The sequence below is a fragment of the Calditerrivibrio sp. genome (assembly GCF_049968475.1).
GTDB classification, from domain to species: domain Bacteria; phylum Chrysiogenota; class Deferribacteres; order Deferribacterales; family Calditerrivibrionaceae; genus Calditerrivibrio; species Calditerrivibrio nitroreducens_A.
On the sequence record NZ_JBMFQS010000010.1, the window covers coordinates 23941 to 47087 of the forward strand.

General features: G+C 35.1%; 25 protein-coding genes. 8 read left to right on the plus strand and 17 right to left on the minus strand.

Going from position 1 to position 23147, the window contains the following annotated elements; translation table 11 throughout:
• Positions 1-26: 26 nt before the first annotated feature.
• From ACP5Q2_RS08415 to ACP5Q2_RS08470, 12 genes are all read right to left on the minus strand, one after another.
• On the minus strand, positions 27-1448 hold the full coding sequence (locus ACP5Q2_RS08415) for a phosphomannomutase/phosphoglucomutase (protein WP_428099138.1): 1422 nt from the start codon (positions 1446-1448) through the stop codon (positions 27-29).
• 8 nt (positions 1449-1456) lie between these two features.
• The gene (locus tag ACP5Q2_RS08420) at positions 1457-2209 is read right to left on the minus strand and encodes a DUF169 domain-containing protein (RefSeq protein WP_428099141.1); all 753 of its coding nucleotides are present in this window, start codon (positions 2207-2209) and stop codon (positions 1457-1459) included.
• The gene (gene larB / locus ACP5Q2_RS08425) at positions 2202-2963 is read right to left on the minus strand and encodes a nickel pincer cofactor biosynthesis protein LarB (RefSeq protein WP_424606161.1); all 762 of its coding nucleotides are present in this window, start codon (positions 2961-2963) and stop codon (positions 2202-2204) included. Before larB ends, ACP5Q2_RS08420 begins: the two co-directional genes overlap by 8 nt.
• A complete protein-coding gene (locus tag ACP5Q2_RS08430) occupies positions 2956-3546 on the minus strand; it encodes an RlmE family RNA methyltransferase (protein WP_424606162.1) in 591 nt (196 codons plus the stop codon). Before ACP5Q2_RS08430 ends, larB begins: the two co-directional genes overlap by 8 nt.
• Positions 3546-5063 (minus strand): Rne/Rng family ribonuclease, encoded by a 1518-nt coding sequence (locus tag ACP5Q2_RS08435; RefSeq protein ID WP_424606163.1) that lies wholly within the window; start codon positions 5061-5063, stop codon positions 3546-3548. The genes ACP5Q2_RS08430 and ACP5Q2_RS08435 overlap by 1 nt, the downstream gene beginning before the upstream one ends.
• Before the next feature lie 9 nt (positions 5064-5072).
• The gene (locus tag ACP5Q2_RS08440; protein WP_424606164.1) at positions 5073-5651 is read right to left on the minus strand and encodes a GTP-binding protein; all 579 of its coding nucleotides are present in this window, start codon (positions 5649-5651) and stop codon (positions 5073-5075) included.
• A 2-nt stretch (positions 5652-5653) separates the two neighbouring features.
• Positions 5654-6136, minus strand: coding sequence for a roadblock/LC7 domain-containing protein (locus ACP5Q2_RS08445; RefSeq protein WP_428099145.1), 483 nt, complete (start codon positions 6134-6136; stop codon positions 5654-5656).
• Between the two features lie 34 nt (positions 6137-6170).
• The gene (gene recR / locus ACP5Q2_RS08450) at positions 6171-6773 is read right to left on the minus strand and encodes a recombination mediator RecR (protein ID WP_424606166.1); all 603 of its coding nucleotides are present in this window, start codon (positions 6771-6773) and stop codon (positions 6171-6173) included.
• A 3-nt stretch (positions 6774-6776) separates the two neighbouring features.
• On the minus strand, positions 6777-7091 hold the full coding sequence (locus ACP5Q2_RS08455; protein WP_424606167.1) for a YbaB/EbfC family nucleoid-associated protein: 315 nt from the start codon (positions 7089-7091) through the stop codon (positions 6777-6779).
• Between the two features lie 8 nt (positions 7092-7099).
• On the minus strand, positions 7100-8692 hold the full coding sequence (gene dnaX, locus ACP5Q2_RS08460; RefSeq protein WP_428099152.1) for a DNA polymerase III subunit gamma/tau: 1593 nt from the start codon (positions 8690-8692) through the stop codon (positions 7100-7102).
• Between the two features lie 61 nt (positions 8693-8753).
• Positions 8754-9428 carry a dethiobiotin synthase gene (gene bioD, locus ACP5Q2_RS08465; RefSeq protein WP_428099155.1) on the minus strand — a complete coding sequence of 225 codons (675 nt, stop codon included), beginning with the start codon at positions 9426-9428 and terminating at the stop codon, positions 8754-8756.
• The gene (locus ACP5Q2_RS08470; protein ID WP_424606170.1) at positions 9416-10345 is read right to left on the minus strand and encodes an ABC transporter ATP-binding protein; all 930 of its coding nucleotides are present in this window, start codon (positions 10343-10345) and stop codon (positions 9416-9418) included. The genes bioD and ACP5Q2_RS08470 overlap by 13 nt, the downstream gene beginning before the upstream one ends.
• Before the next feature lie 49 nt (positions 10346-10394).
• On the opposite strand from ACP5Q2_RS08470, the gene dnaG reads away from it, so the two are divergent.
• Genes dnaG through ACP5Q2_RS08490 form a run of 4 tightly spaced genes read left to right on the plus strand, consistent with a single transcriptional unit; the run spans position 10395 to position 16066 of the window.
• A complete protein-coding gene (dnaG, locus tag ACP5Q2_RS08475; RefSeq protein ID WP_428099158.1) occupies positions 10395-12077 on the plus strand; it encodes a DNA primase in 1683 nt (560 codons plus the stop codon).
• Between the two features lie 3 nt (positions 12078-12080).
• Positions 12081-13886, plus strand: coding sequence for an RNA polymerase sigma factor RpoD (gene rpoD / locus ACP5Q2_RS08480; RefSeq protein ID WP_428099161.1), 1806 nt, complete (start codon positions 12081-12083; stop codon positions 13884-13886).
• 1 nt (position 13887) lies between these two features.
• Complete coding sequence (locus ACP5Q2_RS08485) at positions 13888-14991, plus strand: aminopeptidase (RefSeq protein ID WP_428099164.1); 1104 nt, start codon at positions 13888-13890, stop codon at positions 14989-14991.
• Complete coding sequence (locus ACP5Q2_RS08490) at positions 14984-16066, plus strand: iron-containing alcohol dehydrogenase family protein (protein WP_424606174.1); 1083 nt, start codon at positions 14984-14986, stop codon at positions 16064-16066. Before ACP5Q2_RS08485 ends, ACP5Q2_RS08490 begins: the two co-directional genes overlap by 8 nt.
• Here ACP5Q2_RS08490 and ACP5Q2_RS08495 read toward each other — a convergent pair.
• Positions 16017-16637 carry a lytic transglycosylase domain-containing protein gene (locus ACP5Q2_RS08495; RefSeq protein ID WP_428099167.1) on the minus strand — a complete coding sequence of 207 codons (621 nt, stop codon included), beginning with the start codon at positions 16635-16637 and terminating at the stop codon, positions 16017-16019. The genes ACP5Q2_RS08490 and ACP5Q2_RS08495 overlap by 50 nt on opposite strands.
• Before the next feature lie 56 nt (positions 16638-16693).
• Here ACP5Q2_RS08495 and metF point away from each other — a divergent pair, with 56 nt between their 5' ends.
• The 3 genes from metF to ACP5Q2_RS08510 are packed head-to-tail and all read left to right on the plus strand — an operon-like array spanning position 16694 to position 18607.
• Complete coding sequence (metF, locus tag ACP5Q2_RS08500) at positions 16694-17551, plus strand: methylenetetrahydrofolate reductase [NAD(P)H] (protein ID WP_428099170.1); 858 nt, start codon at positions 16694-16696, stop codon at positions 17549-17551.
• On the plus strand, positions 17541-18176 hold the full coding sequence (locus ACP5Q2_RS08505; RefSeq protein WP_428099173.1) for a hypothetical protein: 636 nt from the start codon (positions 17541-17543) through the stop codon (positions 18174-18176). Before metF ends, ACP5Q2_RS08505 begins: the two co-directional genes overlap by 11 nt.
• Before the next feature lie 29 nt (positions 18177-18205).
• Complete coding sequence (locus ACP5Q2_RS08510) at positions 18206-18607, plus strand: lytic transglycosylase domain-containing protein (protein WP_424606178.1); 402 nt, start codon at positions 18206-18208, stop codon at positions 18605-18607.
• Here ACP5Q2_RS08510 and ACP5Q2_RS08515 read toward each other — a convergent pair.
• From ACP5Q2_RS08515 to ACP5Q2_RS08525, 3 genes are all read right to left on the minus strand, one after another.
• A complete protein-coding gene (locus ACP5Q2_RS08515; protein ID WP_428099176.1) occupies positions 18601-19218 on the minus strand; it encodes a 3'-5' exonuclease in 618 nt (205 codons plus the stop codon). The two genes, ACP5Q2_RS08510 and ACP5Q2_RS08515, sit on opposite strands and share 7 nt — an antisense overlap.
• Positions 19187-19918 carry an NlpC/P60 family protein gene (locus ACP5Q2_RS08520; RefSeq protein WP_428099178.1) on the minus strand — a complete coding sequence of 244 codons (732 nt, stop codon included), beginning with the start codon at positions 19916-19918 and terminating at the stop codon, positions 19187-19189. Before ACP5Q2_RS08520 ends, ACP5Q2_RS08515 begins: the two co-directional genes overlap by 32 nt.
• Positions 19919-20093: 175 nt before the next feature.
• Positions 20094-20486 (minus strand): acyl-CoA thioesterase, encoded by a 393-nt coding sequence (locus tag ACP5Q2_RS08525; protein WP_424606181.1) that lies wholly within the window; start codon positions 20484-20486, stop codon positions 20094-20096.
• Between the two features lie 114 nt (positions 20487-20600).
• Between ACP5Q2_RS08525 and ACP5Q2_RS08530 the strand changes: the two genes are divergently transcribed.
• Positions 20601-21752: an ATP-binding protein gene (locus tag ACP5Q2_RS08530; protein ID WP_428099182.1), complete on the plus strand. Its 1152-nt coding sequence runs from the start codon at positions 20601-20603 to the stop codon at positions 21750-21752.
• Positions 21753-21847: 95 nt separating this feature from the next.
• On the opposite strand, the gene aroF is transcribed toward ACP5Q2_RS08530, so the two are convergent.
• Entirely contained in the window at positions 21848-22861 is a 1014-nt protein-coding gene (gene aroF, locus ACP5Q2_RS08535; protein ID WP_424606183.1) for a 3-deoxy-7-phosphoheptulonate synthase, read from the minus strand.
• Positions 22862-23147: the final 286 nt, after the last annotated feature.

A 23147-nucleotide genomic window follows, 5' to 3' on the forward strand; every position in this document is an offset into this window, starting at 1 on the left:
GGATATTAGCCCTGAGTAGATTTGGACTATATATTTATTTTAGTAAGCTCATCTTCAAAAATCTTTTTATATCTGTTCATAGCTTTTGTATTTTCTGCTTCAAAACGCATCACAAGAACCGGCTGAGTATTGCTCGCCCTGATGAGCCCCCAACCTTTGTCAAAATTTACACGGACCCCATCTATCGATATAATCGATTTTATCCCAAACTTGCCATTTTTTAAATAGTCATTAAAATTTTCTGATAATTTATCCACGATTTTAAATTTTTTATCATCATCACATTCAAATCTTATTTCTGGGGTGTTGTATACTTTTGGAAGATCTTTTATCAAATCAGAGCATTTTTCTAATTTTCTTTCTAATTTATTATTTACATAGGCTTCAAGAAATCTCACAGCAGCATAGATTGCATCATCAAAACCGAAAAATCGATCTTTAAAAAATATGTGTCCACTCATTTCTCCGGCAAGTTCGGCACCTGTCTCTCTTAATTTCTGTTTTATCAAAGAGTGACCTGTTTTCCACATTATCCCTTCTGCACCTATCCTATTAAGCATATCGAATAGTAATTTTGATGATTTTACATCAGCTATAATCTTAGGTTTTTCGTATCTTTTGTTTAATTCCATGGCGTAAATAAAAAGAAGGATATCCCCCCATATAATATTGCCAGACTCATCTAAAACTCCTATTCTATCGGCATCACCATCGAATGCAACTGCAAAATCTGCTTTATGTATTTTTACAGCTCTCTTTGCATCCTCAAGGTTTTCCTCCACCGTCGGATCAGGGTGATGATTGGGGAATCTACCATCCGGATCACAGTATAGTTTTACCACATCTACACCGAGTAGGTTAAAAATTTCAGGAGCCACAAGGGATGCGGCACCATTTCCAGCATCGATTACGACCTTTACACCTTTAATTGAATTGATCTTTTCTTTTAATTCGCCAAAGTTTTCTTCGTAAAACTGTATATAATCTGAAATGATGTCGTAATCTTTTATATTTCCTTTTTTATCAGAAATTAGATATTTTCCATTGATGATATCATTGTACAAATCTGTAATTCCTTCTGAGTGTACAGTATCTTTACCTATTCCAAATTTTAATCCATTATATTCTGGTGGGTTGTGGCTTCCTGTGATCATCATAAAGGCATCTGTGTGTAGTTTGAATGACGAAAAATATGTCACAGGTGTGGGGACAATGCCTAAATTTATCACATTGCAGCCGGCATCGGTAATTCCCGCTGTAAGTCCTTTGAAAAGATCATTTGAGGATAATCTTACATCCCTTCCCACAGATACGACCGGTACTTTGTTTAGTTCTTTTTTCAACTTTTGTCCAAATGTGTTACCGATAATTTTTAAAATATCTGCATTAAATTGATCAGGTACAATTCCTCTTATGTCGTATTGTCGGAATATCTTTTTTTCTATCATAAATTCTCCTATAAATCTTTGCTGTCAGTTATGTAATCATGAGGTAAATCAGATATTTCAGGTAATTGGAAGGGTATTGGATACCTTATACCACTTTTGTGGGTAGCTTCTAGACCTTCCACCAGTTCATCAATATAATCAAAGGGGAAAGATACGATAATTTCATAATCTTGTGCCATAGCAAATCGTCTATCCCCCAGACAGGGTATTTCGATATTAGGTCTATTGGTATTATAAACCTCTGCCACTCCCCTCGAACATACGCCAGCATCTCCGGAGGATTTGAATGTGAATTCTCCACCTTCTTTATAAAGGAATGCCTGTATAAATCTCATTGTCTGGGCGGAGTTTGTATAAAGTACTATAATATCCGGCTTTACCCCTTCTAATGGTCTTGTTATCGGATAAGTTAAAACCTGAATCGTTCCATAGTCTATCCGGGGCATAGATGCCTGCATTTTTTTCGCAGCATTGAGATCTTTCTGATATATTGAGCAGTTTACCTCACCATTTAAAACCCTTTCTGGGGTTTTTATAAGACCGCTACAGGATGCTCCAAGGACGCAAAAACTATTTTCCTTTGTTGCAAGGGTAGACCATCCATAGTATCTGGCGTAGGCAATTTGCTGGCAGATCGTCATCTTTTTATTTGTAATTTTTATTTTTGGAAGTTCTATAGCTTCCTTTATTATTTTCACCGCCACTGGGGAAGTTTGTGGTATTATGGTTCTGTTTAGGGTAGAAATAAGTTTTTCAAACATCTGTATCCTCCCGGTATTTATTTTGTAATATTCTAAAGGCTGCCATGGCAGCACCAAAACCGTTGTTTATATTTACCACTGTCACACCATTGGCGCAGCTGGTAAGCATAGCAAATAGAGCCGTAAAACCGTTTAATGCTGTTCCATAACCAATGGATGTGGGGACAGCAATGATCGGTTGAGGGAATAAGCCAGCCACGAGGGAAGGTAGTGCCCCCTCCATTCCAGCAACTACAATTAAAACGTCGTAAGAGTATAGTTGTTCTTTTATATTAAAAAAACGGTGGACGCCAGCTACACCCACATCTGCAAAAATTTTTGATTTTATTCCGCAACTATCAAGGGTAAACATGGCTTCTTTTGCTATAGGGATATCGGATGAACCTGCTGTGACAATTGCCACTTCCCCTTTTTGTGTTGATGGTGGTGTGAAAAAATATCTGACCATGCCGGCTTCTGGTATAGCTTCCACTTCTGGAAATCTTTTTAAAATTGTGTCTATTTTTTCATCGCTAAGTTTAGTACAAATAAATGGCGATCCATTTTTTTTCAGTGAACTTATTATCTCTATAAGCTGGTTTATAGTTTTAGATTCGCCGAATATAAATTCATGAAATCCCAACCTTAATTTACGATTCGTATCAAATTTAAATTCATCAGAAAAAATACCTGTTAGATGGGTAATAAACTGATCTTTTGAAATGTCACTTTTTAACAATTTATCGATTAACGAATTTAAATAATCTCTATCCAAGTTTATACCCTTTACATAAAATATATATCTCGAATGAATTTTTTCGAGTGGCATCAGGCCTTATAATCTTTATATCTTCAAATAATTCTTTCAGGTCTTTCACAAGTAACTCCCTCTCTTCACCATCAAAAAGCTTAAACAGAAGTATACCATTTTTTTTAAGAGTTTTTCTGGTAAAATTGATAACTATCTTTATAAGATTAATACTATTTTGGTGATCAACAAATTTTTGACCTGTTGTGTTGGGTGCGATGTCTGAAATTACTACATCAAACGAACTGGCATGTTTTGATATCTCTAATAGAGTATTTTCATCTCTTAGATCCCCTTTTATAAAGTGAAATCGCTTATCATTTATAGGAGTTAGATCCAATATATCAACAGCCACCAGTATACCTTTTTCCCCCAGCAATTGAAGTGCCACCTGACTCCAGCCGCCTGGGGCGGCTCCCACATCAAGCACAGCATCATTTTTTTTAAATAGTTTATATTTCTGGTTTAATTCCAGAAGCTTATAGGATGCCCTTGATCTATACCCTTCCTGTTTTGCTTTTTTGTAAAATGAATCTTTTCTATTGTACATCAAGCTTTCTCTAATGGTATTACTTCGTAATGCTCCATATGGTATCTTGAGTTGGGCTTTATTTCTATGGATAATTGGAACATCACTTCGATTTCATCTATATTTTCTCTTTCATTATTTAAAATTATATCCGCCACATCCGGATGTGCTTCAACGAAAATCTTTTTATTGGAGAAATAAGGAGCTAATCTTCTGATCTCCCTTAGAATATCATAACAAATTGTCAATTTTGATTTTACGACGCCTCTGCCATCACAGTAGGGGCAAGGTTCGGTAAGCATTTTGTTCAGGCTATCCTGAACTCTTTTGCGTGTTATTTCAAATAGACCAAGAGGTGATATATTAACCACCGATGCTTTAGCACGGTCTTTTTTCATTTCCTGCAGAAGAGTTTGAAGAACTTTCTCCTTATGTTCCTCTTTTTCCATATCTATGAAATCCACGATGATAATACCACCTAAATTCCTCAGTCTCATCTGCCAGGCTATCTCTTTTGCAGCTTCGATATTGGTTTTTAATATCGTTTCATCAAAGTTTCTCTTTCCCACAAATTTTCCTGTGTTTACATCAATTACCGTCAGTGCTTCGGTTTGGTCAATTACTATATAACCCCCGGATTTCAGCCAGACACGCCTTTCAAGGAGTCTGCTTATTTCTATCTCTATGTTGTAATAATCAAAAATAGGCATGTCATTTTCGTAGAGTTCTATTGTTATATGATTGTTGGATAAATACTCTTTTACGAATGACTTAATGCGTAGATAATCCGATTTGGTGTCTACAATGATTTTTCTCACTTCGTCATTTGCAAGATCCCTAACCGTTCTGAAAAGAAGATCCAGCTCTTCATATATCAGCTTTGGAGCACCAGGTTCTTTTGATTTTGTGGATACCTTTTCCCAGGTTTTCAAAAGGTAATTTAAGTCGGCTTTGAGATCTTCCTCACTGGAATTTTCGCAAACAGTTCTTGCTATAAGCCCAACATTTGCAGGCTTTATATTTAAAAGTATATTTTTCAGCCTTTCCCTTTCTTTATCGTCTTCGATTTTTCTCGAAATTCCCACGTGGTTATAGGAAGGCATCAGCACTAAATATCTACCCGGTATGGTAATGTGGGTGGTGAGTCTTGCACCCTTCTGTCCTATGGGCTCTTTTGCAACCTGTACGATGATCTCCTGTCCCTCCTGTATCAAATCCTCTATCGGGACATAGATCTTATTGCCATTTTCAAGATCTAAATCTTCCACTTCAGCAATTCTATCTTCCAGAAGAGAAAAGTTTTCAGAATCATCGATATATAGATCGCCGGCGTGTAAGAATGCTGCCCTTTCATGCCCTATATCTATAAAAGCAGACTGCATTCCGGGTAAAACTTTTACCACTTTACCCTTGTATATATTCCCTGCGATCCCTTTATTTTTTGCCCTTTCTAAGAATATTTCCGAAAGGCTATTGTTTTCTAAAACTGCGACTCTTGTTTCATTTGGAGTGGAATTTATTATTATCTCTCTTGCCACTATCTCTCCTTATTTCATTTTCATCATAACTGCCTTGGAGATCGATTTTAATGTTTCAAATACTCCAATACCTTTTATTGCGACAGCTTCAAACGACTCCACTTTCCGTTTGTTTAACATCTCTTCCATAACCTCTACAGATTCAATATCCGGTAAATCCCTTTTATTCCACTGCATTACAAGGGGAATGGTATTGTAATCAAACCCGTTTTCTCTCAGGTTGTCTATAAGATTTTCAAGGCTGTCAAGATTTGCATCCATTCTATCTTTCTGTGAATCAGCCACAAATACTACACCATCTGCCCCTTTTAGGATCAATTTTCTACTTGCATCATAAAAGATCTGGCCAGGTACTGTATATAGATGAAGTCTTACTTTAAAACCTTTTATTTCCCCCAATTTAAGGGGCATAAAGTCAAAAAATAGCGTTCTTTCTGTTTCTGTAGAAAGGGAGATCATTTTTCCCTTTTGAGTGGGATCAGTTTGATCATAGATATATTGAAGATTTGTTGTTTTTCCACAAAGCCCTGGACCATAATACACAATTTTAAAATTGATTTCTTTGGTGGCATAGTTTATAAAAGACATATTTACGACCCCTTACGAAACATTTTTTCGATATCTTCATCGGTAATGTCACTGAAGATATCCTGATGGATTGAATTATTGGGGCTTGATTCATTTAGAATATCTGCAATAATTTTTACATACTTTTTCATTTTTAGCCTCACAAGCCCTAAAGATGTGCTATCATCAAACAATACCACCAATATAAGTTTTCCATCCACAAGAGTAATATTGAGATGTTCGTTTTCCCCTTCATGAAAAAGAACCGAAAATTCTTTTTCCCCAAGAAGCTTAGCTATACCATCAGTAGCTGCAACATTACCAGCCACTAAAGCAGCTAGAGATGTGGCATCAAATTCATTAGAATCCCCTGAGGTTGCCACCATCTGACCACTTTTATCAATCAAAAATGTTGCCTTTGAATTAGCCTCCAGCTTAAGCTGTTCGATCTTATTCTGGAGTCTTTTTATTATTTCACCATCGTTTAACCATAAAAAATCTTGCATAAATGACACCCCATAAGGGAACTTATAACATATTTTACAACATCTCTCTTCTATTCTCAAGTGATTTTAATATAGTAATTTCGTCAGTATATTCAAGATAACCACCAATCGGAACACCGGTGGCTATCCTAGTGATTTTAATATTAAAATTTTTACTTATCAACTTTTTTAAGAATATTGCCGTAGTATCCCCCTCTACGTCAGGGTTTGTGGCCAGAATAACCTCTTTTACATTATCTTCTCTTATTCTTTCAAGAAGCTCTTTTATCCTCAAATCATCAGGGTTTATACCATCAAGGGGGGCAAGTCTACCTCCTAATACATGATATACACCGTTGTACTTACCGGATACTTCGATTAAAAAAACATCTTTTGCCTCTTCCACAACACAAATGATCTGCTTATCACGGTTGTTATCGGTGCAAATCGGGCATACTTCCCCCTCCGCCATTGCACCACATCTGATACAGAATCTTGTATTTTTTTTAAGATCTATGATGGCGTTTGCGATATCCTCAACATCTTTTTGATTCATCTTTAAAAGTTGCATGGATAGGCGTAAAGCTGTCTTTTTCCCTATGCCAGGTAATTTTGATAGCTCTTTTATACATCTGTCAAAAGATTTGGAATAGATCATTAATTAAAACATGCCCGGAAAATTAATTCCTAAACCACCTGTAAGTTTTGACATCCTTTCGCTTAATAGATTTTGTGCCTTTTTTATACCTTCATTTACAGCAGCAACAATTAAATCCTGAAGCATCTCAACATCCTCAGGGTTTACCACATCTTTATCGATAGTTATCCCTATTAATTCTGCTTTTCCGTTGAATACTGCCTTAACCATTCCACCACCAGCTGTAGCCTCAACTGTTTCTTTTGCCACTTCCGACTGAACTTCTTCCATCTTTTTTTGCATTATTTTTGCCTGTTTCATTATAGCCTGGATATTCATCTTTCCTCCTATTTATTTTTATTATCAATTTGTTCTATTTTCTCAATCTCTGCATCAAAAACCTGTATAAATTTTTTAATCACTGGATTGTTTTCCACCTCTTTCTTCAGGAGTTCATCTTGAAAAGATCTGATCTCAGATTCAGTTTTTACCAGACTTTTTTTTTCTATATTATTTTCTAATACAATTGAGATGTCTTTATCATTACCAAAATAGCTTTTAAAATTTTTTTCTAAAATCTGCTTCTTTTCAGGCTTTGTCAGCATGTTGTAGTAAAATTTGTCTTTTTCAGAAAATGACAGAATGTATTTGTTATTCATCTCTGATATTGATCCATAACCGCATTGGGCTGCAATTGCGGGGTTTATTGTTTCAAGATGTTTTATAAAACCTTTCCATGTTTTCTGAATGTCGGAAAGGGCTGGGGGGTGAGCTGCTGACGGTTTGTTTACATTATATTCAGATTTATCAGGTTCTCTAACTGTAATCGTTGGTATCTGATCTGTAGGGATTAATTTATCAATATTTGCAGCTTTGAATACTCCAAATTCGAAGATATATTTTTCCATCTGTAGATAACGCATTTCTGATAGTGTTTTCTGGAAGATCTGAAATATCCCAAATAACTTATTAAGATTAAGCTTTGGTTTTAGTCCTTCGTAAAAATCTATTTCATCTCTGGTTAAAGTTTTATCTGAAAATCCGCCTGTTAGACCATGTAGTAGATTACGTGTGTGGGTTATGAAAGTTTCCAATGCAAATTGATAATCAATCCCTTTTCTGGAAAATTCGTCGATAAGGTCAAAAAGATTATTTGTGTCGCCATTTACAATTCCTTCGAAGATGTCATCGGCTAACTTTTGCTCTGAAAGGTCAAGGATTTCGCTGGTATTTTCATAGGTTATATTGCCACCTGTAAATGCCACCAGCTGATCAATTAGAGATAGTGCATCCCTCATACACCCATCTGAGTTTCTTATTATCAAATTTAGGGAGTCATTGTCGCAGCTTATCCCTTCTTTTTCCATTATAGACAAAAGGTAATCCCTCATGTAGTTGTTTGGAATTTTTTTAAAATCGTACTTTTGACATCTGGATAGGATGGTCATAGGGATTTTGTGGGCGTCTGTTGTGGCAAGGATGAATATTACGTAATCAGGAGGCTCTTCTAATGTTTTTAAAAGAGCATTAAACGCCTCTTCGGTGAGCATATGAACTTCATCTATAATATATACTTTGTATTTGTTGTTTATGGGGAGTATTCGGACATTTTCCCTTATATTTCTCGCTTCTTCCACTTTTCTGTTGGATGCACCGTCTATTTCAATAACATCCACTGATGTTCCATTATTAATCTCAATGCAATTGCTACATTGATTACAGGGGTTTACACCAATAGGGTTAAGACAGTTTACAGCTTTGGCAAAAACTCTCGCCGCCGTAGTTTTTCCGATACCTCTTGGACCTGTAAAGAGGTATGCATGGGAGATCCTACCAAGTTCAATGGCATTTTTTAACGTCTTAACTACAAATTCCTGACCTACAATTTCGTCAAAATTTTGTGGTCTGTATTTTCTTGCCAGTGCTTTATATCTCTGCATGGGCTAAAGAATAATATGTTTTCTGATATAATTCAAGTGAAAAGTTGATAAGCTCATTTGCTTAAATGGTTACTTTTTTGTTATTTGAAATAACACTAAAAAACGGATCTTCTATTTCTTTGAAGAATTTGAAAATTGGGATTCCTCTATGGAACTGTTTTATTGTATCTAATGTATTGTCTGTTATTGTTTGGCCTAAGTTGTAAAAAAGATTGTAAAGGATAGCTATTATTTTTATATTTCTACTTGTCAGGGCCTCAATGGATAAAAGGGTGTGATTGATGCTACCTAATTTTGGCGTTGATACTAATATCGTGTCAGCATTTATCTTTTTTATTAAGTCTATCATCAAAAAACTGTCATTTATTGGTACCATCAGTCCACCCGCACCTTCAATAAGTATATAATCAAAGTTGTTTTGTAATAGTTCAATGTTTTTTACAATAACGTTTATATCGATCTTTTTGTTTTCAAGCTTTGCCGATAGGTGCGGGGATGCCGGGTATTTGAAGATGTATGGGGATGTTATTTTATCTAGATCATATGGTGTTAATTCTGATCCAGATAATTTTCTATGTTCAATAATATCTTCTGAAAAATTATCGCAGCCCGTCTGGATAGGTTTCATTGTGATTGTTTTAAATCCCATATTAATAAGGCCTTTTGCTATTAAACCTGTTGCATAAGTTTTACCCACTCCAGTGTCTATGCCAGTTATAAAAATTAGCTTTGACATAATGGGAAATGGCACCTAACATTATTTTGAAAATCTGGTTTTTTTATTTGGCAAAGTTCCTTTACATAGGGGCATCTTGTGTGAAAAATACATGAATTATCAAAACAATCTGTGTTTTTAGGTATATACCCTTCAACTACTTTTAGAAAATCGACATCTTCCTTGATATTGGGGACAGATTTTTTAAGTAGATAGGTATATGGATGTTTTATTATATTTTTATAAAGGTCATCTCCGGACAGATCTTCTAAAATTTCACCTGCATATAGTATCACAATTCTATCTGCGATTGATTGTAATAACTTCAGGTCATGGGAGATGAATATAATTGATAGTTTCTGATCTCTGTTGAGCTTCAGCAATAGTTTTATTATCTCATTTTGTATTGTTACGTCAAGGGCTGTGGTGGGCTCATCTGCTATTAATAGTTTTGGATTGGAGGCAAGTGCCATGGCTATCATGACCCTCTGGTTCATACCGCCACTTAGATTGTGGGGGTAGCTATTAAGCCTATGCTCGGGGTTATCAATTTCCACAGCTTTCAAAAGTTCCACCGCTTTACTTTTATAGTCAATACCCCTGTTGTAAAGCTTAATTGTTTCAATCAGTTGATCACCAATTGTTAAAACAGGGTTTAAAGAAGTGGTGGGGTTCTGAAATATCATCGATACCATTCTACCCCGCAATTTCTCCTTAGATTTAACGCTACTATAATCCACACTTTCAAATAGCATTTTTTCAGAAATTATCTCAAAGGGGTATCCCAATAATCCTAAAATATATTTAGCCAATACGGTTTTTCCGGATCCAGATTCGCCAGCTATACCTAAAATCTCACCAGGTTTTATTTCCATCGATAGATCTCTGAGTATGAAATTTTTTTCAATCTTTATTGTAAGGTTTTTAATCTGTAACATGAAAAAAATATATTTGAAAAATTTTTTTTTGTCTATATTATATTTCTATATGAATGATGTCAGAGATACAATTTTAGATAGAATAGATATTGCAGATTATATATCCCAGTATGTAGATCTAAAAAGATATGGTAGTTATTACAAGGGGTTATGTCCTTTTCATAATGAAAAAACACCATCTTTTATAGTGACTCCATCCAAGAGATTGTTCCACTGTTTTGGCTGTGGTGCGGCAGGAAATCTGATTACTTTTGTTATGAAATACAACAACTTAAGTTATGTTGATGCGTTAAGAATGCTTGCCGCAAAAGCCGGAATCGATTTTGAAAAAACAGAAAAGGTTGATAAATCTTTGGTATTTTTAAAGCAACTTCATCTGGATATCCAACTCCTATCACAAAAATATCTCTTTGAAGAACCTGGAAAATTTTGTCTTGAATATGTCTTAAAAAGGGGATTTTCTGAGTTAGAGATAACTGAATTTGGGCTTGGGATAATACCTAAAGGGTGTAACCTTGATTCCATTTTAAAAAAATATAGCATTGATGTGATTAAAAAATCTGGACTTTTCTATTATAGAGATGGTAAAAATATTTTTAAGATGGCTGGAAGACTTTTATTCCCCATAAAAGATCAGTTTGGTGAGGTGATAGCCTTTTCCGGAAGAGATTTAGTTGGTGAAGATCCCAAATATATAAATTCTCCTGAGACTCCGATATTTAAAAAAGGGTCGCTTTTATACAATCTGGACAAAGCAAAAGAATTTGCCTTATCCCAGAAAAGTCTATTTGTGGTGGAAGGGTATTTTGATGTTATCCGGATGTGGAGTAAGGGTTATAAAAATGTTGTATCTTCGATGGGGACAGCGTTTACTATTGAACAGGCTATGCTAATAAAGAGATATGCCGAAAACCCGATTGTTGTCTTTGATGGGGATCAGGCGGGGATAAATGCTGCCTATAAGACTATAGAACCTTTTGTGGCAATAAATACAATACCTGAGGTTGTTTTTTTGCCAAAAGGGGAAGATCCTGATAGCTTGCTATTGAAAGATAAAGAGATATTTGATGATTGTATTTCAAAGAGGAAAGATCTTTTGATACTTATGGCGGAAATTTATTCTAAAAAAGAGGGATCTCTGTCTGTCAGAGCCTCAAATTTCAAATCTCTTATTAAAAAACTGGATAATTTTCCGGAAGCAAATCTAAAAAACATCTATCTTACTAAGATTAAAGATATTTTTAATATAGATTTTGAAATTATATATAAAAATAAGAACATAAAAAAATTGCAAAATAACCAAAAAAGTATAAAATATATTTATGAGGATGATTTTCTCTCTGCCCTTATGCAAATAAATGATGAAGAAGTTGTATCCGGTGTTATAGATGGAATAGAAAAAGAATACTTTCTTCAAGACGATAGACGGCGAATTTTTGAAAAGATTGTTGACAATTTGAATAATTCTGGTAATATTGATGCCCTTTTCAACGACGATGAGGTGGGTGAGTTGATCAGCTATCTTGTATCGTGTAGAGTTTTTGAAGAGCCTTACAAGGTGGCTATAATTAACAAAGAGAAGCTCATATATAATTACAAGTCTAATGAAATAAAAAAGCTACGTGATGAATTATCAAAATCTGCCGGTGATACTTCAAAGTCGTTGGACATTCTTAAGAAGATAGATAAGCTAACAAAAGATTTAAGTAAATACAACATATTGGAGGCATGATTGATGTCTAAGAAAGTTAAGCTGCCTGATTTAAAACCTCTTATTGCTTTAGGGAAGGAAAAAGGTTTTCTTACATTTGATGAGATCAATGAGATGATTCCTGAAGATGTACTTTTACCCGATATACTTGAGGAGATTTTGGTCAGGTTAAAACAGCTTAAAATAGATGTTATTGATAATAGAAATTCCGCTGCTCCTGTGATAGCTGCTCCGATCATTGAAGAGGAGGAGGTGGAGCTTGATGATTTGGAGTCAGACGAGATTATGATTGACGAAAATCTCGAAGAGGGGCTTTCTTTTGATGATCCGGTTAAACTTTATCTAAGGGAGATGGGGAATATTCCTCTTCTGAGTAGAGAGGAGGAGACGGAGGTTGCTAAAGAGATTGAAAATGGCCAAAGGGAAGTTATTATTAATACTCTATCATTTATCTATGCAGCTGAAAAGTTTTTGACTATAGTTGAAGATATCAAAAATGGTAATTTTAAGCTTAAAGATTTGGTGGATTTTGAAGATATAAATGTGGAAGATGAGATCGATATTGATGAAGTGGACGAGGAAGAGTTAAAGAGATTAAAAGATGAAAGGGATCTTAAAATTAGAGATGAATACCTATCCATTCTTGATGATACATGTTTAAAGATCTCTGAGGCCATTAAGACGTGTAAAAAGATCCGCACGATGAAAAAACAGGAAAGGATAGAAGCAACAAAAAAACAGATGATTGAAATTTTAGACGACGTTGCAAGGCAGCTCTTAAAGATAAAAGTGAATTATTCACTGATATGCAACCTTGCCAAAGAGATTTCTACTACGTATGAGGAGCTTAATCAGTATGAAAAAGATCTCAAAAAGATTGCCGATATATTTAAATACAGAGAAGAGAATATAGATTATATCCATTTAGATCCTAAAAAGCTTGAGGCTTGTGAAGTTAGACATCTTTCCCAAAGGGATATCCAGAATCTCATAGCAAAATTTAAAAGCATACAACTAAAAGCCCAAAAAAATATAAAACTTTTGGGTTATAGCCGTAGTGAATTGGACGCCTTACATGAAATGTTAACAAACAATATGACAAAGACCGAGCTGTATAAAACAAAGCTTATACAGTCAAACTTAAGACTTGTGGTAAGCATTGCAAAGAAATATACGAATAGGGGGCTGCAGTTTTTGGATCTCATTCAGGAAGGGAATATTGGTCTTATGAAGGCTGTTGAGAAATTTGAATATCAGAGGGGTTATAAATTTTCTACATATGCCACCTGGTGGATCAGACAGGCAATTACAAGGGCCATTGCAGACCAGGCCAGAACCATTAGAATTCCTGTTCACATGATAGAGACCATAAATAAAATGATGAAGATATCAAGACAGCTGCAGGTGGATCTTGGCAGGGAGCCCACACCTGAAGAGATATCTGAAAAGATGGATGTACCTGTGGAAAAGGTAAAAAAAGTTCTTAGAATTGCCAAAGAACCGGTATCACTTGAAACACCCATTGGGGAAGATGAGGATAGCTCTTTGGGTGATTTTATTGAAGATAAAAAATCAAGGAATCCACTTGATGAGGTTGTATATCTTAAATTGAGTGAACATACAAAACAGATACTAGACACCCTCTCACCAAGGGAGGCTTCTGTGTTGAGGCTTCGTTTTGGTATAGATTGTTCATCAGATCATACGCTTGAAGAAGTGGGGAAAAAGTTTAACGTCACTAGAGAGCGTATAAGACAGATTGAGGCTAAAGCCCTCAGAAAATTAAGACATCCCACAAGAAGTAGAATTCTAAAAACCTTTGGAGAATAATATGTTTGGTTTTGAAGAGAAGCTGGCAAGACTTGTTTGTGACTATAGCCTTCAGATAAAAGAAGGTGATGTTGTGGAGATAAGGGGTGAAAGCTGCGCTGAACCCTTTATAAAAGTATTGTATAAATATATCTTAATGAAGAAGGCTTACCCTCTTCTTAGAATGAGCTTTAATGAGCAGCTTTACACATTTTATAAATACGCCGATAAAAGTATATTGGAGATGCTACCAGAAATAATGCTTACAACATCGAAGACGCTGAATGCTGTTATCCATATCGATTCTGAAGCAAATACCAAACAATTGAGTAATGTGGACCCTACAAAGGTAGCTATCCACAAAAAAACCACCAAAGTATTAAAAGATATAATGTTTGAAAGGGAAGCCAGAGGGGAATTTAGATGGGTAATTGCCCCTTATCCAACATATGCAATGGCTCAGGATGCAGAGATGAGTCTTGATGATTATGCTGACTTTATAAAGATGGCCTGTAAGTTGGATGAGGAAGATCCGGTGGAAGCCTGGAAAGAGGTTGACAGTATACAGAAGAAGATAGTTGAACTTATGTCTGATACCGTTGAGCTAAGAATCATTGGTGAAAAAACCGATTTTGTATTAAGAACCGAAGGTAGAAAATGGATAAATTGCAGCGGAAGACACAATCTACCAGATGGAGAGGTATTTACAAGTCCAGTTGAGGATAGTGCAAATGGTGAGATATATTTTGATATCCCAACTTCATTTATGGGGGTGGAAGTTTCTGGTGTATATCTTAAATTTGAAAAGGGTAAAGTTGTAAAAGCCAGCGCCGAAAAAGGTGATCAGTTTTTGCAGAAGATGTTGGATACAGATGAAGGCTCAAGATATGTGGGGGAGATAGCTTTTGGTTTAAATGAGTCGATAACATTCCCCAGTAAAAATATACTGTTTGATGAAAAAATAGGTAAGTCAATACATCTTGCCATTGGCTCTTCTTATCCTGAGGCTGGTGGGAAAAATCAGTCGGGTTTGCATTGGGATCTGATAAAGAGTATGAAACATGGTGGGGAAGTTTATAAAAATGGTAAACTTATATATAAAAACGGTAATTTTTTAGATGTCTGAATCTTTCTTCTTCCATAGCCCGGTTAAGGTTTTTGTTGAAAAAGATCCTTACGAAGTATTATCCGATTTTCTATCGGATTCCTGTCGTATAGGGGTTGTGTCCGGTAAAGTGGCAATTTTAAAAACTGGCTTTAAGGAATTTCTTTTAAAAAGATTTCCAGATAAAGAGTTCTTTTTTTATGATGATATTAGTGAAAATCCTAGGATCAATGAAGTTATCAAAGGTGGTAGATTTTTAAGGGATTCAAAGGTTGAGAAAGTTATTGCTTTTGGTGGTGGAAGTGCACTGGATGCAGGTAAAGCCTGCTCCATCTTTGCCACAAATAATAGGCCCTTTTATGAGCTTATGGCTGACAATAACTATGAAAAACCTATACCGCTTCTTGCAGTACCCACCACCTGTGGTACAGGTTCTGAAATGAATCATTACAGTATAATAACAGATCTTGAAAAAATGGATAAAGTGAATTTTAAGAAGCCGGATCTTTTTCCTAAGTATGCTATGTTGTGGTCGGAATATTTAAAATCGTTGGATGAGACATTATTGTTATGGACAGTTTACGATGCTTTCAGCCATGCAATGGAAGGGTATCTTTCCAAAAGATCAAATCCATTCTCAGATATTCTTGCTATTGAGGCTATGAGGCTTATCCTGACTAACCTTAAGAGCTATTCAAACTCAAAAAAGTTGAATCTAAGCAAGCTTCTATTTGCATCTTCCCTTTCTGGTGCTGTTATCTTGCATACAGGGACCACGATACTACACGCTCTTGGGTATTATCTTACCAACGTACATGGGATTCAACATGGTCTTGCCAATGCGTTGCTTATCCCTCGATATTTGATGATGTGTGAGGGTAAAGGTGTTGAAAAGATAGATGTAATAAGAAATATAGAAAAAGAGCTTCATTTTTCTATCGTCGATTCAATCAAAGACGTTTTGGGGGACAGGCTAATAAAGCTTCTCTCTGGTGTTGATACAGAAAAAATGGTGGATTATGCTTCGAATAAGCCGAACAGTTTATCTACTCCGTTTGTTGTAACAAAAGATTATATTCTAAGGCATTTTTCCTGATTTTAGAGTATCTTTCTATTATTGTTTTTACATAGTATTCCGTTTCGCCGATTTTTGGAATGGCCATAACCTTTGACACCTTAGTTGGTCCAGCATTATACGCAGATAAGGCTAGATCGAGCCTTTTGAATCGTTTGACCTGCAGGGATAGATATTTAATTCCGGCTTCAAGATTTTGGTCAATGTCAAAAGGTTTGTCAAAACCCATTTCAAAAAAAGTAGTTGGCATTACCTGCATTAATCCCACAGCACCAGTTCTTGAAATGGCATATTTTTTATATTTTGATTCCACTTCGATTACAATCTTTACCAATTCGGGATCTATTTTGTATTTTTTTGATAACTGGTGTATCTTCTTATTTAGTTCATCATAAGATGGTAACGGAATCAAAACCCCAGTTTCAAAAACGATGTAATGAAGTAGATGGAAAACACTAATTGTTCTTGATTTTATAAAAAAAGGATTTATAATGGATTTTGGGTTTAGTGTCGTGAAAAAAGTGATGGTATTTATAAAAATAACATGAACTATAAATGTATACAGTATTAACTTGTAAATTTTGGTTACCATCTGATAAGTATTTCATAAATTATTTTTATAGTCAATAATATTTGTGGGAGTATTTGATGAAAATATGCGATAAGTTGAATATTAAGAAAAGAGTTTTGTCCTTTGAATTTTTCCCTCCCAAAAAAGTGGAGAATGAACATATATTATTTGAAACCTTAGATGAACTAATAAATTTTAATCCAGATTTTGTGTCAATTACGTATGGTGCTGGGGGGAGTACTAAGGATAAAACCTTAGAATGGACGTTAAAGATAAAAAATGATTACAAACTCACAGTGATGATGCATCTTACATGCATTACTTCTGATAAAGAAGAAATAGATGAATTGTTGGATAATCTCAAAAAAAACGGCATAGAAAATATTTTAGCACTCAGGGGAGATATTCCTAAGGATGGCTTGAATTACCATATTAGCAATGATTTTAAGTATGCTTCAGATCTAGTTGGTTTTATAAAACAGAAAGATTTTTGTATAGGGGTTGCGGGTTATCCGGAGGGGCACCTGGAGGCCAATAGTATCGAAGAGGATATCTTGAATTTGAAAAAAAAGATTGAAGCTGGTGGAGATTTCATCATAACCCAATTATTTTTTGATAATAGATTATTTTACAAATATCTTGAATTGCTTGCTAAAAACGATATAAATACACATGTCCTGGCGGGAATAATGCCTATAACTTCATTTGCACAGGTGGATAAATTTAAAAAGATGTGCGGTGTTTATATCCCTGAGGAGTTTATCAATCGAATTACAGATAAGGATGACGATTATGTTTTCAATGCCGGACTGGAATATACCATAAAGCAGTGTGAAGATCTTTTGTCGAATGGTGTCAAAGGATTGCATTTTTATACACTTAATAAGTCTGAAGCTACTAAAAAGATTTTAAACAATCTAAAATATGAAGTATAATAGGGCATTGCTTTTTCCTACTTTAAAAGAGGCTTCATACGTTTTTAAAAAACCTTTTACAGAACAGAATGGTATCTTAACATTTTCTACGGCTAATACCGCTGTATTCATAGTGGGGGTGGGGAAAAGTTTATCTGCTTTAAATAGTTTCAAGCTTTTTCAGAACGATGTTGCCAGGTGCTATTTTTTAATGGGGATATGTGGTGCATATAGAAATTCTGGTTTGAATATCGGAGATGTTGTCACGATCTTTGAAGATTACTTTGCTGATGAGGGGGTGTTTTTAGGTGAAAAAATTTTAGGTACAGACGAAATCGGTTTTTCTATATGCGAAAAAAATAGAGTCTTTTTCGATATATGGGATAACCTTAAGATTGTCAACAGTAACACAGTGTCCCTTTGTAGTGGTATCAATTTTTACTCAGATCTTTTACGCAGCAGGACAAATGCAGATGTTGAAACTATGGAAGGGGCTTCGGTGGGGCTTGCTGCTAAAAAATTTAATAAACAAATTTACCATATCAGGGCTGTTTCCAACTACACCGGAGATAGGAAAGATCAGGAATGGAACTTTAAGCTGGCAATGGATAATTTAAGTAGTTTCATTTACAGGGAATTACTATGAGAAAAATTTTATGTTTACTTTTATTCTTCATGAGTAGTTTTGCTTATCCCTACTGTTTTGATGAGGCTGAGAAAATCTATAATGTCAATAAAGAGCTTTTGATAGCCATCGCAAAGGTGGAAAGTAATATGAGACCAGATGCCATAAACTGGAACAGAAATGGTACCTTTGATTATGGAGTGATGCAGATAAATAGTGCGTGGTATTATGAACTTGGGGAAGAGAAATGGCATAAACTTGCAGACCCCTGTGAAAACGTTAAGACCGGAGCTATGATTTTATCAAAGTGTATAAAAAAGTATGGGTTTAACTGGAAAGCTGTGGATTGCTACAATAAAGGTTCAAAGGCGAGTGATTTTAGTAGTTATGTATTAAAGGTGTATAAAAAGCTCGTGGCTTCCCCTAAGAATAAAAAGGGGATTGATCAGTAATCTTTTGTTTTGGTTTTTAATATTATTTTATAAATTTTCAAACAGATCCAGGCATCTGTGGCAGCATAAAGCATCTGTTTTGGTGAGAGGGGATGTTTATCCCAATTCGATGTCTGGGATGATTTAATTATTCTTTTGTTTAAAAAGTAAGCTGACAAAAATCTCAGATTTGTCCTTGGAAGATTCATCTGTTTTGCTATAAATTGCAAGTCCACAAATGAATTTTTTAATATCTCAATATTGGAGATTTCATTGATCTTTTTGATGTCATCGGCTATTCCTGCACCAATTTTGGTTATCTCAGGATTATTGAGGTATTTAATGATTATACTTTTGTCTTTAATTTGTTTTAAATGGAAAAGAAATGCTTTATTTTCAGTTGCGATCTGTATGAGGGATAGATGATTTTTGATATTCTTCTTAAAAGATGGCTTGGTTTCTGTATCAAACCCCACTAATTCGTCGTTAGGTAGTTTGATGTTTTTTAGTTTCTCATCGCTATCGATATATAAAATCTCACCTTCAAAAGATATTACTTCTAAGTTGTTTATATCTTCAGTTGAAAGCAGATTGTAATGATTATCTGCTTGCAGTTGTGAAATCAGGGTCATTTAGATAAGTTTTGGCTCCCACATATCTTTTTTTGTAGTATGGTAGTTCAAGAGATTCCACCCTTACTTTTTGCCCAACTCTGGGGGCATGTATAAATTTTCCATCACCGATGTAGATACCTACGTGTGAAATTGAACGACCATTTATTTTAAAAAATACCAGATCTCCTCTTTGCAGGTCATCCTTAATGGAATAACCTCTTTTATACTGGTCAAGAGATGACCTTGGAAGATCTATCCCATTCATTCTGAAAACTGTCTGGACAAAACCGCTGCAGTCGAATCCATCTTCATTATTCCCACCTTTTATATACGGAGTTCCCAGATAATTAAATGCTGTATTGACAATCTTCTCCCTTAAATCGTTATCATTTTTTGTAATCTTATAGCTATCAGGCGATACTATTAAATATTCATTTATTATGCCTTCCTCTTTTAGTTTTTCAGCAGTATATATCGCCGCATCCTGCGTATAGAAATTGCCAAATCTCACCTTATATATATTACCATCTTTATAGTAATACGGATCCAATCCTTTTTGTGACAGTTTATCCATGAATCGCTGTACATTGTCAAAATCTGAAAAAGCACCCGCTTGAATGGTGTATTGAATCATGTCGGATCGCACAAGCCCCTTGGTGGAACAACCAAACATTGCAAATGTTAACATAAACAAAAATAAAAAAAATATTTTTTTCAACAGCAACCTCACTTATTTTATAAAAAATCCCGGCCAGCTTCTTGGAGGGGAGGGTGAAGCGTAGATATAGCCGGGCTACAAAACTAATATAACAATATTTTATTTTAAACGCAAGAGCTTTTTTGTAACCTATTATTGTAATTGAATATTTTATGATATGTTTTGATGGAGTATATCAGCTAAATTTACTTAGTATTAAATCCGGTAATGGGACAGCTTTTTTTCTATTGTTATCGTAGGATACCAGTGTAGTTTGAGCAGTGGCATACTCTAAACCGGATCCATTGTGGATGGAATAGGTAAGCGTGAAGGATGTTCTTTTGAGTTCTTTTAAATTAAAAGACACTATTACTTTATCTCCTAAATGGATTGGGTGTTTGAAATCACATGAGGCACTTACGATGATCAAGTAAATACCTTGTGTTATTAGTTCATTGAATTCATCAAGGAATACTTTTGTTCTTACAGTTTCAAGATAGGTAAAATATGTGGCGTGGTTTACGTGTCCATATGCATCTAAATCGGAATATCTTACCTCAATTTCTCCAGAAAAAGACATCTCTTTCATAGAAAATAAATAAAAAGAAAATATAATTTTGTCAATTATTTTTTTTATGTGAAAAAATTAATATATTCTTTACAACACTAAAAATCTTATTATAATATGATTTGGGGGTAATATATGGACTGGTATATCGAAGAAGAACCGAAAAATTTTGATACTCATTTTGCTTCACCAAATAGGTCTACAATGCCAGAGCTTATTTCTGAGCTTGAGATTCTCTCCAAGAGCAAAATTGTGGATGCTTTGATGGTAACAACGGGTGGTCTTTTAGCGATTTTAAATAAAAATCGACAGGTATTGATGATCAATAACAATTTTTTAAAAATGCTAGGGATATCCAATCCTGTTGATGCTTTTGGGTTAAGGCCAGGTGAGCTTGTGGGATGTGTTCATTCAAAAGATATGAAAGCTGGATGTGGAACATCTGAATATTGTAAAACATGTGGGGCAGTTATTTCTATAATCACTGCATTGGAAACAAATGAGCCAGTTGAAAAAAAATGTATTATAGATACTGATAAAAATACTCTTGTACTAAATGTTCGTACTGTTCCAATTGTTGTGGATGGGTTGAAAGTTTTATTGCTTTTTGCAGATGATATATCAGAAAAGGAGTATTGTAAGGCTGCAAATGTCTATATGTGTAACGAATTGAAACGTAACCTCGAAAGTATTATTTCTAATGTTGATTTCTTAAGAATCCACTTACCTTTAGGTTCCTTTGCTATTATTTCTAATGTGGAGGACCTTTTCTTCCTTGCAAAAAAAATCTATAAGGATTTAGATTTTTATAAGACAATAGTAACAGAAAATATTTATGATATTCGCCCATCTGTGAAAAAGGTGAATCTATCGGCCTTACTGGATGATGTTCGGATATGCTTTAATAAGCATTATCATGAGTCCCACAAAGAGCTTAAAATTGATTGGAATTTTAAAAATATTGATTTATTGACGGATGAACTACTTTTTTTAAAGGTAATTTCTCTCTTGTTGGAGAATGCTGTGGAGCATACGGATAAAATTGTTAAGTTATGGGTAGATGTTAATGAGAAATCTGTTGTTTGTCATATATGGAATGAAAAAAAGATAGAATCTGATGTGGCCAAAAGGGTTTTTCAGAAATTTTTTACCACAAAGTCTGAGTTGGGACACGGGTTTGGAACATTTATGGCAAAATTTATTGCCGAAAAGGTTCTGTTAGGGAAATTGACTTTTACGACTGTAGATAATGGCACTACTTTTTCTTTTGAGCATCCATTGAGATAACTTGCGATTTTTTGATGTTTCTTGGTAAAACAATTTGTTTTCAATTGGTGGGAGGATGTGTGATTAAGCCTCCCACATAAGAGACATTGTTTGTGTTACATATATCTTCCCACGGCTAATGCGATAGCTTTTAGTTCACCCATTAACCTTAGGAATTGATCAGGTCTCAGGGATTGGGCGCCATCACTGAGGGCTTTTTCCGGTTCTGGATGTACTTCTATGATAAGTCCATCTGCACCAGCAGCTATTGCGGCTTTGGATAGAGACGGTACATAATGCCAATGCCCTGCTGCATGGCTTGGGTCTATAATTATAGGCAGATGTGATTTATCTTTCACTACCGGAACACAGCTTATGTCAAGAGTATTCCTGGTGGATGTTTCAAAAGTTCTGATACCTCTTTCACATAAAACAACATTTCTATTCCCTTCTGCAAGTATGTATTCAGCTGCAAGTAGGAATTCTTCAATGGTTGTGGCCATTCCTCTTTTTAATAAAACTGGCTTACCAACTTGACCTAACAGGCTCAAAAGCGCAAAGTTTTGTATGTTTCTCGCACCCACCTGAAACATATCGGTGTATTTATTTACCAAATCCACATCCCTTGGATTTACAACTTCCGTTACGACTGGTAAACCTGTGACCTCCCTTGCTTTTGCAAGAAGTTTTAGCCCCTCTTCACCTAAGCCCTGGAAAGCGTATGGGGATGTTCTGGGTTTGAATGCCCCACCCCGAAGCATTTTTGCACCGGCTGCTTTTACATATTCGGCCGTTTTTATGATCTGCTCTTCATTTTCTACGGAGCAGGGACCTGCTATTACGGTAATCTCTTCACCTCCAAATTTGACTCCACAAACCTCAACGATGCTTGGTTCTTTTTTTACCTCTTTGCTGGAGAGCTTGTATGGTTTTGTAATTGGAACTACTCTGTCTACTCCCGGCATATCTTCTATGACGCCTATGTTATCTCTGTCTCCTAAGCCAACTAATCCTATTACGTTTCTCTCTTTCCCATAAATTATATGGGGAGTAAATCCAAGACTTTCGGCTTTTTTGCATACCTCCTGAAGTTCATTTTCTTTTGAACCAATTTGCATTACAACAATCATATAATTACCTCCTATAAGTTTATAGATATAAAAAAAGGAGCCGCAAGAGGGGATCGCCCGCCTGCGGCTCCTGTTTTTACTATTTAAAAACAGGTTTCACCTCAAGCGGCAACCTCCAAAAAAGAAAAAGCAAAAAAAGAAGAAAGAAAAAATTACGAATATATTTTTGGATTTTACTTCAGATATCTTTATGAAACTTGTCAGAGCGTTTTTGTTATCCATAGAAGAGATCTAATTTAAAACTATTCAAAAGTCAAGTAAAATTTTGTTTTTTTAATTATTTATA